At 54.0% G+C, this 16,494-nt stretch carries 17 protein-coding genes; 9 read left to right on the top strand and 8 right to left on the bottom strand.

Annotated features, from left to right (window positions below; translation table 11 throughout):
* The first annotated feature begins 121 nt into the window (after positions 1–121).
* The 5 genes from pnp (at position 122) to mtr (ending at position 6,870) form a co-directional block, all read left to right on the top strand.
* Entirely contained in the window at positions 122–2,254 is a 2,133-nt protein-coding gene (pnp, locus tag NNN64_RS05420) for a polyribonucleotide nucleotidyltransferase (RefSeq protein ID WP_271440738.1), read from the top strand.
* Between the two features lie 109 nt (positions 2,255–2,363).
* Positions 2,364–3,248: a lipoprotein NlpI gene (nlpI, locus tag NNN64_RS05415; protein ID WP_003024982.1), complete on the top strand. Its 885-nt coding sequence runs from the start codon at positions 2,364–2,366 to the stop codon at positions 3,246–3,248.
* A 105-nt stretch (positions 3,249–3,353) separates the two neighbouring features.
* Positions 3,354–3,434, top strand: a complete 81-nt coding sequence (gene yrbN, locus NNN64_RS05410) for a protein YrbN (protein WP_010723222.1) — start codon at positions 3,354–3,356, stop codon at positions 3,432–3,434.
* Positions 3,427–5,355, top strand: coding sequence for a DEAD/DEAH family ATP-dependent RNA helicase (locus NNN64_RS05405; protein ID WP_137382414.1), 1,929 nt, complete (start codon positions 3,427–3,429; stop codon positions 5,353–5,355). Before yrbN ends, NNN64_RS05405 begins: the two co-directional genes overlap by 8 nt.
* Before the next feature lie 270 nt (positions 5,356–5,625).
* A complete protein-coding gene (gene mtr / locus NNN64_RS05400) occupies positions 5,626–6,870 on the top strand; it encodes a tryptophan permease (RefSeq protein ID WP_271440737.1) in 1,245 nt (414 codons plus the stop codon).
* 89 nt (positions 6,871–6,959) lie between these two features.
* On the opposite strand, the gene NNN64_RS05395 is transcribed toward mtr, so the two are convergent.
* The 3 genes from NNN64_RS05395 to ubiU form a co-directional block, all read right to left on the bottom strand.
* Positions 6,960–7,967 carry a luciferase-like monooxygenase gene (locus tag NNN64_RS05395; protein WP_271440736.1) on the bottom strand — a complete coding sequence of 336 codons (1,008 nt, stop codon included), beginning with the start codon at positions 7,965–7,967 and terminating at the stop codon, positions 6,960–6,962.
* A 178-nt stretch (positions 7,968–8,145) separates the two neighbouring features.
* Positions 8,146–9,024, bottom strand: coding sequence for a U32 family peptidase (locus tag NNN64_RS05390; RefSeq protein WP_271440735.1), 879 nt, complete (start codon positions 9,022–9,024; stop codon positions 8,146–8,148).
* 8 nt (positions 9,025–9,032) lie between these two features.
* Positions 9,033–10,028 (bottom strand): ubiquinone anaerobic biosynthesis protein UbiU, encoded by a 996-nt coding sequence (gene ubiU / locus NNN64_RS05385; protein ID WP_137382410.1) that lies wholly within the window; start codon positions 10,026–10,028, stop codon positions 9,033–9,035.
* A gap of 218 nt (positions 10,029–10,246) precedes the next feature.
* Between ubiU and ubiT the strand changes: the two genes are divergently transcribed.
* Both ubiT and NNN64_RS05375 read left to right on the top strand, forming a co-directional pair.
* Positions 10,247–10,771 (top strand): ubiquinone anaerobic biosynthesis accessory factor UbiT, encoded by a 525-nt coding sequence (ubiT, locus tag NNN64_RS05380; protein WP_271440734.1) that lies wholly within the window; start codon positions 10,247–10,249, stop codon positions 10,769–10,771.
* Positions 10,765–11,268 carry a GNAT family N-acetyltransferase gene (locus NNN64_RS05375; RefSeq protein WP_137382408.1) on the top strand — a complete coding sequence of 168 codons (504 nt, stop codon included), beginning with the start codon at positions 10,765–10,767 and terminating at the stop codon, positions 11,266–11,268. The genes ubiT and NNN64_RS05375 overlap by 7 nt, the downstream gene beginning before the upstream one ends.
* On the opposite strand, the gene NNN64_RS05370 is transcribed toward NNN64_RS05375, so the two are convergent.
* Positions 11,265–11,570 carry a GIY-YIG nuclease family protein gene (locus tag NNN64_RS05370; RefSeq protein ID WP_271440733.1) on the bottom strand — a complete coding sequence of 102 codons (306 nt, stop codon included), beginning with the start codon at positions 11,568–11,570 and terminating at the stop codon, positions 11,265–11,267. The genes NNN64_RS05375 and NNN64_RS05370 overlap by 4 nt on opposite strands.
* Positions 11,571–11,607: 37 nt before the next feature.
* Between NNN64_RS05370 and NNN64_RS05365 the strand changes: the two genes are divergently transcribed.
* Complete coding sequence (locus NNN64_RS05365) at positions 11,608–12,036, top strand: YhbP family protein (RefSeq protein ID WP_271440732.1); 429 nt, start codon at positions 11,608–11,610, stop codon at positions 12,034–12,036.
* Positions 12,037–12,073: 37 nt separating this feature from the next.
* Positions 12,074–12,709 (top strand): NAD(P)H-binding protein, encoded by a 636-nt coding sequence (locus NNN64_RS05360; protein WP_271440731.1) that lies wholly within the window; start codon positions 12,074–12,076, stop codon positions 12,707–12,709.
* A gap of 93 nt (positions 12,710–12,802) precedes the next feature.
* Here the strand turns inward: NNN64_RS05360 and dolP are convergent, their stop codons facing one another.
* From dolP to NNN64_RS05340, 4 genes are all read right to left on the bottom strand, one after another.
* The gene (dolP, locus tag NNN64_RS05355) at positions 12,803–13,378 is read right to left on the bottom strand and encodes a division/outer membrane stress-associated lipid-binding lipoprotein (protein ID WP_048213381.1); all 576 of its coding nucleotides are present in this window, start codon (positions 13,376–13,378) and stop codon (positions 12,803–12,805) included.
* A 9-nt stretch (positions 13,379–13,387) separates the two neighbouring features.
* Positions 13,388–13,978, bottom strand: coding sequence for a DnaA initiator-associating protein DiaA (gene diaA / locus NNN64_RS05350; protein WP_003024948.1), 591 nt, complete (start codon positions 13,976–13,978; stop codon positions 13,388–13,390).
* Positions 13,979–14,039: 61 nt separating this feature from the next.
* Positions 14,040–14,441 (bottom strand): YraN family protein, encoded by a 402-nt coding sequence (locus tag NNN64_RS05345; RefSeq protein ID WP_271440730.1) that lies wholly within the window; start codon positions 14,439–14,441, stop codon positions 14,040–14,042.
* Positions 14,399–16,450 carry a penicillin-binding protein activator gene (locus NNN64_RS05340; RefSeq protein ID WP_271440729.1) on the bottom strand — a complete coding sequence of 684 codons (2,052 nt, stop codon included), beginning with the start codon at positions 16,448–16,450 and terminating at the stop codon, positions 14,399–14,401. Before NNN64_RS05340 ends, NNN64_RS05345 begins: the two co-directional genes overlap by 43 nt.
* Between the last annotated feature and the right edge of the window lie 44 nt (positions 16,451–16,494).

Genomic DNA, 16,494 nt, shown 5'->3' with positions numbered 1-16,494 from the left:
GAGAGGCTTTACCCAATACGCATGGGTTAGGGTTGTCATTAGTCGCGAGGATGCGCAGAAGATCGGGTATTAACGATGGCACATAAATGTGCCGTCAAAAAAATAGAGAAAGGATATTATTTTGCTTAATCCGATCGTTCGTAAATTCCAGTACGGTCAGCATACCGTTACGCTGGAAACCGGCATGATGGCGCGTCAGGCGACTGCCGCTGTTATGGTTAGCATGGATGACACTGCGGTATTCGTTACCGTTGTTGGCCAGAAAAAAGCGAAACCAGGCCAGGACTTTTTCCCGCTGACCGTTAACTATCAGGAGCGTACCTACGCTGCTGGTCGTATCCCAGGTAGCTTCTTCCGTCGTGAAGGCCGTCCAAGCGAAGGCGAAACCCTGATCGCGCGTCTGATTGACCGCCCGGTTCGTCCGCTGTTCCCGGAAGGCTTCGTTAACGAAGTTCAGGTTATCGCAACCGTCGTTTCCGTTAACCCACAGGTTAACCCGGATATCGTGGCGATGATTGGTGCATCCGCTGCGCTGTCTCTGTCTGGTATTCCGTTCAACGGCCCGATCGGTGCTGCGCGTGTTGGTTATATCAATGACCAGTATGTACTGAACCCGACTCAGGACGAGCTGAAAGAAAGTAAACTGGATCTGGTTGTTGCCGGTACCGAAGCTGCCGTACTGATGGTTGAATCTGAAGCTGAACTGCTGAGTGAAGACCAGATGCTGGGTGCTGTGGTGTTCGGTCACGAACAGCAGCAGGTTGTTATCCAGGCCATCAACGAGCTGGCTAAAGAAGCGGGCAAACCACGTTGGGACTGGCAGCCAGAAGCGGTTAACGAAGCGCTGAACGCGCGCGTTGCTGCACTGGCAGAAGCGCGCCTGAGCGATGCTTACCGTATCACTGACAAACAAGAGCGTTATGCTCAGGTTGACGTGATCAAATCTGAAACCATCGCGCAGCTTACTGCAGAAGATGAAACCCTGGACGCTAACGAGCTGGGTGAAATCCTGCACGCTATCGAGAAAAACGTTGTTCGTAGCCGCGTACTGGCTGGCGAGCCGCGTATCGATGGCCGCGAAAAAGACATGATCCGTGGTCTGGACGTGCGTACTGGCGTGCTGCCGCGTACTCACGGTTCCGCACTGTTCACCCGTGGTGAAACTCAGGCGCTGGTTACCGCAACGCTGGGTACTACCCGTGATGCGCAGAACCTCGACGAACTGATGGGCGAGCGTACCGACAACTTCCTGTTCCACTACAACTTCCCTCCGTACTGTGTTGGTGAAACCGGTATGGTCGGTTCTCCGAAGCGTCGTGAAATTGGTCACGGTCGTCTGGCGAAGCGTGGCGTACTGGCAGTGATGCCGGAACTGGATAAATTCCCGTACACCGTTCGTGTCGTTTCTGAAATTACTGAATCTAACGGTTCTTCTTCCATGGCTTCCGTATGTGGTGCTTCCCTGGCGCTGATGGACGCAGGCGTGCCGATCAAAGCGGCCGTTGCGGGTATCGCGATGGGTCTGGTGAAGGAAGGCGACAACTTTGTTGTTCTGTCTGACATCCTGGGCGACGAAGACCACCTCGGCGATATGGATTTCAAAGTGGCGGGTTCCCGCGACGGTATCTCTGCACTGCAGATGGATATCAAAATTGAAGGTATCACCAAAGAGATCATGCAGGTCGCTTTGAACCAGGCTAAAGGTGCACGTCTGCACATCCTGGGTGTGATGGAACAGGCGATCAACGCGCCGCGCGGCGATATCTCTGAATTTGCTCCGCGTATCCATACCATTAAGATCAGCCCGGACAAGATCAAAGACGTTATCGGTAAAGGCGGTTCTGTTATCCGTGCCCTGACCGAAGAAACCGGCACCACCATTGAAATCGAAGATGATGGTACTGTGAAGATTGCTGCGACTGACGGCGAGAAAGCGAAATACGCTATTCGTCGCATCGAAGAAATCACCGCTGAAATCGAAGTAGGTCGTATCTACAACGGTAAAGTGACCCGTATCGTTGACTTTGGCGCATTCGTTGCCATCGGTGGCGGTAAAGAAGGTCTGGTGCACATCTCTCAGATCGCTGACAAGCGCGTTGAGAAAGTGACTGATTACCTGCAGATGGGCCAGGAAGTACCGGTCAAAGTTCTGGAAGTTGATCGCCAGGGCCGTGTACGTCTGAGCATTAAAGAAGCAACTGAGCAGTCTCAGCCTGCAGGCGAACCGGAAGCTCCGGCAAGCCAGGGCGAGTAAGGTTGCCATTGCCCTCCGTGAGAGCGGAGGGCCTTTAACCCGGCAGGATGCCTTGTTAGCAACCGGGGAACCTGGACGTTCATTCAATCGTTGTCTTCGGGAGTGGGAAATGAAGCCTTTTTTGCGCTGGTGTTTCGTTGCGACAGCACTCACGCTGGCTGGATGCAGTAATTCCGCCTGGCGTAAGAGTGAAGTCCTCGCAGTACCACTGCAACCGACTTTGCAGCAGGAAGTGATTCTGGCACGTATGGAACAAATTCTTGCCAGTCGGGCTTTAACCGATGACGAACGCGCACAGCTTTTATATGAGCGCGGAGTGTTGTATGATAGTCTCGGTCTGAGGGCACTGGCGCGAAATGATTTTTCACAAGCGCTGGCTATCCGACCAGATATGCCTGAAGTATTCAATTACTTAGGTATATATTTAACGCAGGCAGGCAATTTTGATGCTGCCTATGAAGCGTTTGATTCTGTACTTGAGCTTGATCCAACTTACAACTACGCGCACTTGAATCGCGGTATCGCATTGTATTACGGCGGTCGTGACAAGTTAGCGCAAGATGATCTGCTGGCGTTTTATCAAGACGATCCCAATGATCCTTTCCGCAGTCTGTGGCTTTATCTCGCCGAGCAGAAGCTCGATGAGAAGCAGGCTAAAGAAGCGTTAAAGCAACGTTTCGAAAAATCGGATAAAGAGCAATGGGGATGGAACATTGTCGAGTTCTACCTGGGCAACATTAGCGAAGCAACGCTGATGGAACGCCTGAAGGCGGACGCAACGGATAACACCTCGCTCGCTGAGCATCTCAGTGAAACCAACTTCTATTTAGGTAAGTACTACCTAAGTCTGGGGGATTTGGACAACGCTACGGCATTGTTCAAACTGGCGGTGGCTAACAACGTTCATAACTTTGTTGAGCACCGATACGCATTGTTGGAATTATCGCTCCTGGGCCAGGACCAAGATGACCTGGCAGAATCGGACCAGCAATAGCTGACGTACACATCAGCCCGTAATCTTTTTGATTGCCATCACCTTCACGGGTGAGGGCGTTGTTGTTCGTTAATACACCTACTTTGAGCCGGTTCACACTTTTCAATGAAAATTGCAGATCAATTTCATGATGAGTTATGTAGACTGGCCGCCATTAATTTTGAGGCACACGTACTACATGGCTGAATTCGAAACCACTTTTGCAGATCTGGGCCTGAAGGCTCCTATCCTTGAAGCCCTTAACGATCTGGGTTACGAAAAACCATCTCCAATCCAGGCAGAGTGCATTCCGCATCTGCTGGGCGGTCGCGATGTTCTGGGTATGGCCCAGACAGGTAGCGGCAAAACTGCAGCGTTCTCCTTACCGCTGCTCAACAATCTTGATCCTGAGCTGAAGGCACCTCAGATTCTGGTGCTGGCACCGACCCGCGAACTGGCGGTTCAGGTTGCAGAAGCCATGACGGATTTCTCTAAACACATGCGCGGCGTGAACGTGGTTGCCCTGTACGGCGGCCAGCGTTATGACGTGCAATTACGTGCCCTGCGTCAGGGACCACAGATCGTCGTCGGTACGCCGGGCCGTCTGCTGGATCACCTGAAGCGCGGTACTCTGGACCTCTCCAAACTGAGCGGTCTGGTGCTGGACGAAGCTGATGAAATGCTGCGTATGGGCTTCATTGAAGACGTCGAAACGATTATGGCGCAGATCCCGGAAGGTCATCAGACTGCTCTGTTCTCTGCTACCATGCCGGAAGCGATTCGTCGTATTACCCGCCGCTTTATGAAAGAGCCGCAGGAAGTCCGTATTCAGTCCAGCGTTACTACACGTCCTGACATCAGCCAGAGCTACTGGACTGTATGGGGCATGCGTAAAAATGAAGCGCTGGTGCGTTTCCTGGAAGCAGAAGACTTTGATGCGGCGATTATCTTCGTTCGTACCAAAAATGCGACCCTGGAAGTGGCAGAAGCGCTGGAGCGTAGCGGTTATAGCAGCGCTGCACTGAACGGCGACATGAACCAGTCCCTGCGTGAGCAGACTCTGGAGCGTCTGAAAGATGGTCGTCTGGATATTCTGATTGCAACCGACGTTGCGGCCCGTGGCCTGGACGTTGAGCGTATCAGCCTGGTTGTTAACTACGACATCCCGATGGACTCTGAGTCTTACGTTCACCGTATCGGTCGTACCGGTCGTGCGGGTCGTGCTGGCCGTGCGCTGCTGTTCGTTGAGAACCGCGAGCGTCGTCTGCTGCGTAACATCGAACGCACCATGAAGCTGACCATTCCGGAAGTCGAGCTGCCGAATGCAGACCTGCTGGGCAAACGCCGTCTGGAAAAATTCGCCGCGAAAGTACAGCAGCAGCTGGAAAGCAGCGATCTGGATCAGTACCGCGCTCTGCTGGCGAAAATGCAGCCGGAAGAAGAGCTGGATATCGAAACACTGGCCGCAGCACTGCTGAAAATGGCTCAGGGCGAACGTCCGCTGATCCTGCCGCCAGATGCGCCGATGCGTCCGAAACGCGAATTCCGCGACCGTGATGACCGTGGTCCGCGCGACCGCAACGATCGTGGCCCGCGTGACCGCAATGACCGTGGTGGTGAAGACCGTCCGCGTCGTGAACGTCGTGACGTTGGCGATATGCAGCTGTATCGTATTGAAGTGGGTCGTGATGACGGTGTTGAAGTTCGTCATATCGTTGGCGCGATTGCTAACGAAGGTGATATCAGCAGCCGTTATATCGGTAACATCAAGCTGTTTGCTTCCCACTCCACCATCGAACTGCCGAAAGGTATGCCGGGTGACGTGCTGCAACACTTTACTCGTACTCGCATCCTGAACAAGCCGATGAACATGCAGCTGGTTGGCGATGCAGTACCGCACACCGGTGGTGAGCGTCGTGGCGGTGGTCGTTTCAGCGGTGAGCGTCGTGAAGGCGGTCGTGGTGAAGGTCGTGGCTTTAGCGGCGAACGTCGTGAAGGCGGTCGTGGCGATGGTCGTCGTTTCAGCGGCGAACGTCGTGAAGGCAACCGTGGCCCGCGTCGTGATGATTCTTCTGCTCCGCGCCGTGATGACTCCGCTGGTCGTCGTCGTTTCGGCGGTGACGCATAAGCTTCTTAGCTTATACTCTAAATAATTCGAGTTGCAGGAAGGCGGCAAGAGAGTGAGTTCCCAGGAGCATAGAAAACTATGTGACTGGGGTGAATGAGCGTAGCCAACGTACATGCAACTTGAAGTATGACGAGTATAAAAGCGTAAAGTAATATATACAGCCCTGATCGAAATGATTGGGGCTTTTTTTATTTCATTTGTACTCGTGTACTGGTACAGTGCAGCACATTGAGATGTAGTCACAATACAAATGACTGGAGAGATGGCTGAATGGCAACACTAACCACCACCCAAACATCACCTTCGCTGCTTGGCGGCGTGGTGATCATCGGCGGCACCATTATTGGCGCGGGGATGTTTTCTCTGCCTGTGGTCATGTCCGGGGCGTGGTTCTTCTGGTCAATGGCGGCACTGATCTTCACCTGGTTCTGCATGCTGCACTCCGGGCTGATGATCCTCGAAGCTAACCTCAATTACCGCATTGGCTCGAGCTTCGACACCATCACCAAAGATCTGCTGGGCAAAGGCTGGAACGTTGTGAACGGCATCTCGATCGCCTTCGTTCTCTATATCCTGACCTACGCGTATATCTCGGCGAGTGGTTCGATTCTGCACCACACTTTCTCTGAGATGTCGCTGAACGTTCCGGCGCGTGCGGCAGGTTTTGGCTTTGCTCTGCTGGTAGCATTTGTGGTGTGGTTAAGCACCAAAGCGGTCAGTCGCATGACGGCGATTGTGCTGGGTGCGAAGGTGATTACCTTTTTCCTGACTTTCGGTAGCCTGTTAGGGCACGTCACGCCGACCACGTTGTTTAACGTGGCAGAGAGCAATGCTTCATATACGCCGTATCTGTTGATGACGCTGCCGTTTTGTCTGGCGTCGTTCGGCTACCACGGTAACGTCCCGAGCCTGATGAAGTACTATGGTAAAGATCCGAAGACCATCGTTAAGTGCCTGGTCTACGGTACGCTGCTGGCGCTGGTGCTGTATACCGTATGGTTGCTGGGGACGATGGGCAATATCCCACGCCCAGAGTTTATCGGTATTGCACAGCAGGGCGGTAATATTGATGTGCTGGTCCAGGCGTTGAGCGGCGTGCTGAACAGTCGTAGTTTGGATCTGCTGTTGGTGGTGTTCTCCAACTTTGCCGTGGCGAGTTCGTTCCTCGGAGTGACGCTGGGTCTGTTCGACTATCTGGCAGATCTGTTCAAATTTGATGACTCTGGTATAGGACGTTTTAAAACCGCGCTGCTGACCTTCCTGCCGCCGATTGTCGGTGGGCTGCTGTGGCCGAACGGCTTCCTGTACGCCATTGGTTATGCAGGACTCGCAGCAACCATCTGGGCCGCAATTGTCCCGGCGTTGCTGGCACGTAAATCCCGTGAGCGTTTCGGTAGCCCGAAATTCCGCGTCTGGGGCGGCAAGCCGATGATTGCGCTGATTCTGGTATTCGGTATCGGTAACGCAGTTATCCACATTCTGTCGAGCTTTAATCTGTTGCCTGTGTACCAGTAATGTTGTTGTGCCGGATAGCGGCTGCGCCTTATCCGGCCTACTTATCCTGTAGGCCCGGTAAGCGAAGCGCCACCGGGCAAAACAACGCACTACCCCAACAATTCCTGCTTCACATCCATCGCCAAATCAAACGAATGCAGCCGTGCCTGATGATCAAAGATCTGGCCGTTAACCATAATTTCATCGGCCTGGGTTTCACGCAAAAACGCGTCGAGACCGTGCCGCACTTTCGCTTTATCACCGACCAGCGACATACTCAGCGCCTGCTGAACGCCGTACTGTTCAGAAGCAGACCACAGTTGATGCATATTCTCTACCGGCGGCGGTAACTGGCCGGTTTCGCCCCGGCGCAGTTTCACAAATGCCTGTTGCATTGAGGTGAAAAGAAACTCGGCGTCGCGGTTGCTGTCGGCGGCAATAATGTTGATACACACCATGGCGTAAGGATTTGCCAGCCGCGCCGACGGTTTGAACTGCGTGCGATACAGATGCAGCGCCTGGTGCAGCATATCCGGGGCGAAGTGCGAGGCAAAAGCAAACGGCAAACCAAGCTGCGCCGCCAGCTGCGCGCTGTACAGGCTGGATCCTAATAACCAGACAGGGATCTGCTCGCCGTAGCCGGGAACCGGGCGTACATGGGGATTAGGATCGCGGGCGTCGAACCAGTCCACCAGTTCAGCGACGTCTCGTGGGAAGTTATCGATATCACCGCTCATATGGCGGCGCAGTGCGCGCATGGTTGGCTGATCGCTCCCTGGCGCGCGGCCAAGCCCGAGATCAATCCGCCCCGGATACAGTGTGTTTAGCGTGCCGAACTGCTCAGCGATCACCAGCGGGGAATGGTTGGGTAGCATCACGCCGCCAGAACCCAGATGTAGCGTGGTGGTATGGGCAGCCAGATAGCCAATCAGTACTGACGTTGCGGCGCTGGCGATACCGGTCATGTTGTGATGTTCTGCCAGCCAGTAGCGGCGGTAGCCGCGTTTTTCAGCAAGCTGTGCGAGTTCGAGCGAATGGGAGAAGGCTTCTCGCGCGGAGGAACCCTGAGGGATCGGCGCCAGATCCAGCACCGAGAACGGAATAGTTTTGTTAGTCATAACGGCTCACTTTGTTACCGGTTAATCTTTTAATACTGCATTAAAGATTAGCGAATGTTGTTAACAAAGTGAGCCTTATGAGGCTGACGGCAAAAACAATGCCCGATGGCGCTGCGCTTATCGGACCTACGGGAGCACTATTTTGTAGGCCGGATAAGGCACTTTTGCCGCCATCCGGCTAGGCCTGCAGCTCCAGCCCGGCCAGACGTTTCCAGTAACCGTTGCAGTCGCTGTGGGCGGCAAGCGGTAATGGGGCGTTGCCGTTTTCATTCGCGCGGAAAGCATCAAGCATCGCGATTGTTTCCGTCCCCAATGGTGATAGACGAACGATATCAACCAGCCCCTGCATCGATGTCAACTCGTTGCCGAGATTGTAGACATAGCCGCTCATGGTCTGGATCCCGTTGAGGACAAAGACCTGCTGATTTTCCTGCGACAGCACATCACGCCCGTTGGGGTATTTGATGCAGCAGGTTTCACATTCGTCTTTTGGCCGATCTTCGGAACGCGCGGTAAAGCAGCGGGCAGAGTACGCCAGCGGCAGATGCCCGTAGCTGAGGACTTCGGTTTCAAACTGATTGCGAATACCCAGTTCTTCGCACTGATTGAGCAGATTTACCAACCAGTCACGGGACAGTTCAACTGGCATACACCAGCGCACCATGCCCTGTTTAAGCAGCATACGCAGCGTGACCGCGTTGTAGCAGTTGAGCGCATGTCCTGCGACAAACGGTAGTTTGCGCTCGGCGCACATGTTAACCACACCGAGGTCGCTGGCTTCCACCAGGAAGTCGCCGTTTTCCACATAGCGCTTCAGTTCTCCCAGTTCAGAGGAGGCCTGCACCAGCGCCAGTGTAGAGAGCACCACCTGTTTGCCGCTGCCGGCGAGTGATTTCGCCATATCTATCCAGTCACCCACTTTCGTAGCACGGCGCTTGCTGCACACGGCTTCACCCAGATAGATAACGTCGGCCTGGCTGGTTGCGGCCTGCTGATAAAAATCTTCCAGCGTCTCTTTCGGCCAGTAGTAAAGCACGGGCCCTAAGGAATATTTCATTGCTTTTCTCACTGCCATTTACGGTGATACGCACCAAGCGTGGTCTGCGTGCCTTCGGACATGGAGCCCAGTGTTTCCATCCATTCAGGCTGTGGAACGAAGTTCTGCGGGGAGGCTTTGCAGCGGTCGATCGCCTGACGCCATACTTTCGCGACCTGGCTGACATAGGCCGGGCTACGTTGACGGCCCTCGATTTTGACCGACGCAATATTGGCGGCCAGTAAGTCGGGCAGCAGCTCCAGTGTGTTCAGACTGGTTGGCTCTTCCAGTGCATGGTAGCGTTCACCATCGACCAGATAGCGGCCTTTACACAGCGTTGGGTAACCTGCGTTTTCGCCGTCCTGATAGCGGTCGATCAGCACTTCGTTTAACCGTGACTCCAGTCCCTGTGGGGTCTGCTGCCAGCGCACAAAGCGAGCAGGGGAGCAGGCACCCACCGTGTTTGGCGATTCACCTGTCAGATAAGAAGATAAGTAACAACGACCTTCTGCCATAATGCACAGACTGCCGAAGGCAAATACCTCTAACGGAACTGGGGTGACGCGGGCTAGTTGCTTCACCTGATGAATCGACAGCACACGTGGCAGTACGACCCGCGCAACGTCAAAGTTGCGATGGTAGAAATTAATTGCCTCTTCGTTAGTCGCAGATGCCTGAACGGAGACATGGCGCTCAATATGGGGATAGCGCTCTGCGGCATACTCAAGCATGGCGAGATCGGCGAGGATCAGGGCATCCGCACCCAGTTGTGCCGCCATATCCACGGCACGTTGCCAGCGTACATACCCATCCGGATGGGCAAAAGTGTTAATCGCAATGTGCAGCTTACGGCGATGTTGATGAACGAAACTCACCGCTTCCTGCAATTTTTTCTCGGTAAAATTAAGGCCGGCGAAATGACGGGCGTTGGTATCATCTTTCAGCCCGATGTAGACAGCATCAGCGCCGTTCTCGATGGCCGCCTTAAGCGCCGGGAGATTTCCGGCAGGGCAGAGCAGCTCCATAATTTATCCTGAAAGTTGCGCCTGAGGACGCAAAAATGTTAACGAAGAGGGATTTTAGTTAACCTTGCTGAGACAATTTTTGATTTGAGGCAGTTAAAGTCGTATTGGTGACACCAATAAAGAGGTAACAATTTCGCATCGAATTGTTGATTTATGCCGCTATGTCGTTTATTTGATATGGCAAAATAGCAGGACTATTGAAACAGGGAGTAAAGCTCGTGTTGGATAAACTGCGTTCACGCTTAGTACATTTAGGTCCTTCTCTGATGAGTGTACCGGTTAAACTGACGCCCTTTGCGCTGAAGCGCCAGGTTCTGGAACAGGTCCTGAGCTGGCAGTTTAGTCAGGCGCTGGCCGATGGGGAGCTGGAGTTTCTCAACGGCCGCTGGCTGAGCATTCATGTGCGCGATATTGGTCTCAGATGGTATACCTCAGTAGAGAACGACAAGCTTATCGTCAGTGAGAGCGCAGATGCTGATGTGAGTTTTAGCGCCGATGCCAGCGATCTCCTGATGATCGTGGCGCGTAAGCAGGATCCAGATACGCTTTTCTTCCAGCGTCGCCTGGTGATCGAAGGCGATACAGAATTAGGGCTGTATGTTAAAAATCTGATGGACGCCATCGAACTGGAGCAGATGCCGAAAGCGTTACGTGTCATGCTGCTGCAGTTGGCGGATTTTGTTGAGGCGGGTATGAAAACGTCGCCAGAAACCAAACAGACCTCGGTAGGTGAAGCATGCTGATTCGAGTTGAAATACCCATTGATGCCCCAGGTATTGATGCGCTGCTGCGTCGTTCATTTGAAAGCGATGCGGAAGCGAAGTTAGTGCACGACCTGCGCGAAGACGGTTTCTTAACGTTGGGTCTGGTTGCTACCGATGATGAAGGTCAGGTAGTGGGCTACGTCGCATTCAGCCCTGTTGATGTGCAGGGTGAAGATCTGCAGTGGGTCGGCATGGCACCGTTAGCGGTAGATGAAAATTACCGTGGGCAAGGCCTGGCGCGTCAGCTGGTTTATGAAGGGCTGGATTCTCTTAACGAGTTTGGCTACGCCGCGGTGGTTACCCTGGGCGATCCGGCATTGTACAGTCGCCTGGGCTTCGAACTGGCGGCTCATCATGACCTGCGTTGCCGCTGGCCGGGTACAGAAAGTGCATTCCAGGTGCATCGCCTGGCGGAAGATGCGCTGGAGGGCGTATCTGGCCTGGTGGAATATCACGACCATTTCAATCGCTTTTAAGTGTCGGGGGTTTGCAGACTGCTCAGCAGAGTCTCAAACCCTTCACCTTCCACAAGGCGCTCTTTCTGGCGTTTTGTAAGCTGCTTGACCCGATACTCTATGCGCAGGGCCAGCGAGCGATCGCCGACTTGCGCCGCAAATGCCAGAGTGAGCTCTCCCTTCCCGCGTAACGCTTTCGCACCTTTTCCGCTCTGATGCTGCTGATAGCGGCGTTGTACATCGGTGGTTATTCCGGTGTACAGGGCATTGTCTGCGGTACGGATCAGATACAGATACCAGGGTGTCATTGTTACCATCGACATGATAATTTTCAGTCCTACAGTATAAAAGAGAACAGAAATGGAAACACTGACTGCGGTGACTCGTTGGTTGGCAAAGCAGCACGTCGTGACCTGGTGTGTACACCATGACGGTGAATTGTGGTGCGCCAATGCGTTTTATCTGTTTGATGCGCAAAAGGTTGCGTTCTATGTGCTCACCGAAGAGAAGACCCGCCATGCACAGATGTCTGGCCCGCGTGCGTGCGTCGCCGGAACGGTAAACGGTCAGCCTAAAACGGTCGCGTTGATTCGCGGCGTTCAGTTTAAAGGGGAAATCCGCCGCCTGGAGGGAGAAGAGAGCGAAGCTGCGCGTAAAGCGTATAACCATCGTTTCCCTGTCGCCAGGATGCTGTCAGCGCCCGTGTGGGAGATTCGGCTGGATGAAATCAAGTTCACTGACAATACGCTGGGCTTTGGCAAGAAGATGCTCTGGCTGCGTGATCTATAGTTAGAAGATCGATTGAGGATGCGGGGATGGAAAAGCAATGAGCCAGGTGTTAATAACAGGTGCCACAGGGCTGGTGGGCGGAAATTTGCTGCGGATGTTGCTGAATGAACCCCGAATCCACGCTATCACCGCACCGACACGACGACCATTGGCAGATACGGTCGGGGTCTATAATCCTCACGATCCACAGTTAAGCGATGCGCTGGCGCAAGTTACTGACCCGGTCGATATTGTTTTTTGCTGCCTGGGTACGACCCGACGTGAAGCGGGTAGCAAAGAGGCGTTTATCCACGCGGATTATACGCTGGTGGTGGACACCGCTCTGACGGGCCGCCGGCTTGGTGCCCAGCATATGCTGGTGGTGAGTTCGATGGGAGCCAATGCACATTCGCCATTTTTTTATAACCGGGTGAAAGGGGAAATGGAGCAGGCGCTGATCGCTCAGAAATGGCCACGGCTAACGATTGTCCGGCCTTCGATGTTGCTGGGGGAACGGGAGAAGCAACGCGCAAATGAAATGTTTTTGGCACCGTTGTTCCGGTTGCTGCCAGGAAACTGGAAATCGATTAAGGCACGTGATGTCGCGCAAGCCATGCTGATGGAGGCGCTGGCACCTGAACATGAAGGGGTTTCGATCCTGACCTCTTCCGAGCTACGCGAAAGGGCGAAATAACATGCCGGATGTCGGCTGAGCTTATCCGACCTACAAACGATTACGTCCTGTAGGCCGGATAAGACGCCTATGCGTCGCTATCCGGCATCTGTATTACTTAATAAAGGTAAAGGCGGTAGTGACGCGTTTCACGCCGCTTACCCGGCTGGCGATATCCGCCGCAGCCTTCGCTTCGCGTTCAGTGACCAGGCCCAGCAGGAATACTTCCCCATTTTCGGTCGTCACTTTCACGTTGGATGATTTCACCTGATCGCTGGTCAGGAGCTGAGAGCGCACTTTGGTGGTGATCCAGGTATCGTTGGACGCATCGCCCAGGCCGATAGGTTGGCCCTGACGGATCTCATTAAAGACCTCCGTTGTGCCCTCTACACCCATCGCAATTTGTTTTGCTCGTGCAGAAAGTTCGCTATTCGGCGACTGGCCGACCAGCAGGACTTTACCCTGATATGCGCTCACGTTGATGCGTGCTTCTTTCTTTATCTGGGCATCTTTCGACAACGCCGTATTGACGCGTAATTCCAGGGTCCCATCATCTACCTGGGTGCCGACACTGCGAGGATCCGTTGCTGCTTTCGTCCCGACAGCTGCTGTTCCGACAACGGCGGCAGCTACACAGCCTTGCAACAGCAACGCTGAGAGAACGACGGCGAGCGGCGAAAATGCCTTCATGTGTACTCCTTAATCATCCTGGTGAGGGAAAAGCGTGTTATCAATGAGATCGCAAAGGCAATTGACCGTCAGCATATGCATTTCCTGAACGCGGGCGCTGTGGTGTGAAGGGATGCGGATTTCAACGTCCTGTGGCCCCAACAATCCGGCCAGTTCCCCTCCGTCATAACCGGTCAACGCAACGATCGTCATGTCGCGCGTAACGGCTGCTTCAACGGCTTTTACGATATCGCGGCTATTACCACGCGTAGAAATTGCCAACAGAACATCACCTGCATGTCCCAGCGCACGGACTTGTTTTGCATAAACTTCGTCGTGCAGGCGATCGTTGGCAATCGCAGTTAAGACCACATTATCAGTATTTAGTGCAATCGCAGGTAAACTGGGTCGCTCTGTTTCAAAACGGTTGATCATGCTGGCAGCAAAATGCTGTGCGTTGGCAGCGGACGTCCCATTACCACAACAGAGAATTTTGTTGCCATTGAGCAGGGACTGAACCAGCGTCATGGCTGCACGGGAGATCGCATCCGGGAGTGCTTCAGCCGCAGCTATCTGAGTTTGAATGCTTTCTGTAAAGCAGACTTTGATTCTGTCTAACACGCTAATCCTTAAGTACCAGGCACGTCAGGTTATTTTATTTGCCTGATGGGCAGGTTCTGATTCAACTATATGAGCGGTCGTTGAACGCGTTCTTAAACCACTCAACATCATTTCCGGTGAAGGCTAACACATCGAACCGGCAATCCACAGTATCAAAACTCCCATTGTGGCGCGCAAGCCACAAGCGGGCGGTCTGTAATAATTTGTGTTGTTTGCTCCGGGTCACACTCGCCGCCGCGCCGCCAAATTGGGCGGACCGCCGGTAGCGGACCTCGACAAAGACGGTGGTCCTGCCTTCACGCATTATCAGGTCGATTTCGCCGCCACGTTCACGTACGTTGGCGGCGAGAAAACGCAGTCCTTTGCTTTCCAGCCAGTGACGCGCAGTCGTTTCCCACGAATCACCGGTCTGTTTGCTCGTTAACTGGCGGGGACGACCTGTCCTTGCTGGTATTTGAGCCATGATAACTTCCTGTTAATCACGCAATCCTGCGTTGCGGTCAACGCGCCGGTGTTGCCGTTAATTTCGAAACCCTGCACCTGACGCATTTGCGAGAAATGATTAGCGAGCGACCAGGCATCAACACCCATTGCATACATGCGCGCAAGCGAGTAGTCATTGCGTACTGCACTCAGCGCTTGCTGCATGAGTGGCTCGTTGCCGCCCGCCAGCATGGGAATTTCGCTGTACTGCAGACCTTCCATCTCCAGACGGAAATCAGGACCAGCGGTACCCTGCGCGCTGCGGGAGCTGGCGTACAGCGTCGCACCGCTCTGGCTGCCGTTACGCATGGCGATCATCGGTTTAATAAACGCAATTTCTTCCGGCGTTGCCAGAATATACACGGCATCAACACGACCGCTGCCGCCAGTGATTTGGGCATCGGTAGGTGCTGCCGGTATCGTCAGACCGCCAATCGTCACGCCAGGTTGCGCAGGCACAGAGGATGCTACCGGGCTACCCGTCAGGGAAATCCCCGACCCGCCGTTGACACCCATTTTAAGCTCAGCGGTCGACCCGAACTTCTGCTGCAGCACTGTACCACCACCCAGTTTTTGCCATTCCTGAGCAAAGGCATTAGCCACGCGATCGCCTAACGCGCTACGCGGGATTAACAGCAGTGGTGCTTGCTTGCCTTGTTCACGGATGTGGCGTGCGGCATCGCGCGCTTCATCTTCTGGTGATAGTGCGAAGTAGCAAACATTCGCCAGATTCTTCACCGACTCAGGCTGGTTTAGCGCCAGTACGTTGAGCGGTGTATTGCTTTTCATCAGCTCTTCGACATTGTTCTTCAACAGCGGGCCGACAACGATGCTGGCGCCATCCTGCTGTACCTGAGCCAGGATCTGATTCAGCGGCTGTGATGACGTGTCGTAGATTTTCAGCTCTGCGGACGGATTCGCCGGCGCGCTGGCCGTCGTTGCCGGTTGTACTGGCGCAGTCTGAGGCACTGTGGCCGCTGGTTGTACTGGCGTATCGTTGGTCAGATCGCTGACAGAAGCCTGAGCGGGACTGGCGACGCCGTCAGTCGTCTGTGGTTGTGCCGTTGTTGCATCAGCACCAGTGTTAGCTGCAGGTGCGGCGGCAACAGGTGCAGAGACCGGTTGAGTACCCATATTTTTTGCCGCTTCAAAGCCCTGCTGAATGGTTCGCCCAAAAACAGCGGCCTGGCCATTCAGAGGCAGTAGCAGTGCGATTTTGCTGGTGGAGGCGGGCTTAAAGCTCTGGACGTTGACGAGCTGCGTAGGCAACAGTTTCGCCCCAGGATTTTGCGGGTAACGTTTTTGCCAGTCGGCAATACCCGCTTTCATCATGTTTGGATCGTTACGGTTATCGAACCAGACGCGCTGGAGATCCAGCCAGCCTTGTAGAACGTTTTCATCAGCGTTGATGACCAGCGTTTGCGCTTGTTCTGGCGTCATTGACGACAGGGCCTGCCAGGTTGCATCAATATTTTTCTGCTTATCGTTGGCGGCCAACAGCGGTTCCTGCGCGATCAGCGCGCGTAGCAGCGTGAGCGACGGGCGTCCCTGGTTGGCGTCAATTTGCGCCTGCCAGTAACGTGCTTGCTGGTTTTGCGAGAAATCGGCTGGTTTTAACTGGCCCAGTAGAGCCTGTGCGCCAGCGATATCTTTCTGCGCAAGTTTGATTTCGACGGCCAGCAGTGACTGTTCAAGACGTTGGGTATCGTTCAGTTGCTGCGGCAACTGGTTGAACAATTCGACCGCCTGCTGGCTCTTGCCTTCTTTCAGCAGTGCACGAATGGCGAGTAATTGCCAGTTGGTCTTGCTATCATCTGAGCTTTGCTGCATTTGCTGCAGATAAAAGCCGGAATCAGCTTGTGCTGTGCCCTGCATATGGGCAGCACTCTGGTCTGGCGCCTGGGTGCCACAGCCTGCGAAAATCAATGCTGCCAGAATGACAGGCAGCGCGCGTGCAGCTTTCAAACGAGAAAATGTTGAGGGTACCATACTGTATCCAGTGATATTTTTTACGCAATGCTCAATATTAAATC

This window comes from Citrobacter sp. Igbk 14, assembly GCF_028069825.1.
Taxonomy (GTDB): domain Bacteria; phylum Pseudomonadota; class Gammaproteobacteria; order Enterobacterales; family Enterobacteriaceae; genus Citrobacter.
The sequence above is the reverse complement of the archived record's forward strand: the minus strand, read 5'-3'. Positions and strand labels throughout refer to the sequence as shown.

What these genes read in the sequence shown, in the direction of transcription:
- NNN64_RS05405 (WP_137382414.1), top strand. Translation starts at nt 3,427, where the DNA reads ATGGCTGAATTCGAAACCACTTTTGCAGATCTGGGCCTGAAGGCTCCT.
- NNN64_RS05340 (WP_271440729.1), bottom strand. Translation starts at nt 16,450, where the DNA reads ATGGTACCCTCAACATTTTCTCGTTTGAAAGCTGCACGCGCGCTGCCT.
- nlpI (WP_003024982.1), top strand. Translation starts at nt 2,364, where the DNA reads ATGAAGCCTTTTTTGCGCTGGTGTTTCGTTGCGACAGCACTCACGCTG.
- ubiU (WP_137382410.1), bottom strand. Translation starts at nt 10,028, where the DNA reads ATGGAGCTGCTCTGCCCTGCCGGAAATCTCCCGGCGCTTAAGGCGGCC.
- NNN64_RS05370 (WP_271440733.1), bottom strand. Translation starts at nt 11,570, where the DNA reads ATGTCGATGGTAACAATGACACCCTGGTATCTGTATCTGATCCGTACC.
- NNN64_RS05390 (WP_271440735.1), bottom strand. Translation starts at nt 9,024, where the DNA reads ATGAAATATTCCTTAGGGCCCGTGCTTTACTACTGGCCGAAAGAGACG.
- dolP (WP_048213381.1), bottom strand. Translation starts at nt 13,378, where the DNA reads ATGAAGGCATTTTCGCCGCTCGCCGTCGTTCTCTCAGCGTTGCTGTTG.
- NNN64_RS05365 (WP_271440732.1), top strand. Translation starts at nt 11,608, where the DNA reads ATGGAAACACTGACTGCGGTGACTCGTTGGTTGGCAAAGCAGCACGTC.
- NNN64_RS05360 (WP_271440731.1), top strand. Translation starts at nt 12,074, where the DNA reads ATGAGCCAGGTGTTAATAACAGGTGCCACAGGGCTGGTGGGCGGAAAT.
- NNN64_RS05395 (WP_271440736.1), bottom strand. Translation starts at nt 7,967, where the DNA reads ATGACTAACAAAACTATTCCGTTCTCGGTGCTGGATCTGGCGCCGATC.
- yrbN (WP_010723222.1), top strand. Translation starts at nt 3,354, where the DNA reads ATGAAAATTGCAGATCAATTTCATGATGAGTTATGTAGACTGGCCGCC.
- mtr (WP_271440737.1), top strand. Translation starts at nt 5,626, where the DNA reads ATGGCAACACTAACCACCACCCAAACATCACCTTCGCTGCTTGGCGGC.
- NNN64_RS05375 (WP_137382408.1), top strand. Translation starts at nt 10,765, where the DNA reads ATGCTGATTCGAGTTGAAATACCCATTGATGCCCCAGGTATTGATGCG.
- NNN64_RS05345 (WP_271440730.1), bottom strand. Translation starts at nt 14,441, where the DNA reads ATGGCTCAAATACCAGCAAGGACAGGTCGTCCCCGCCAGTTAACGAGC.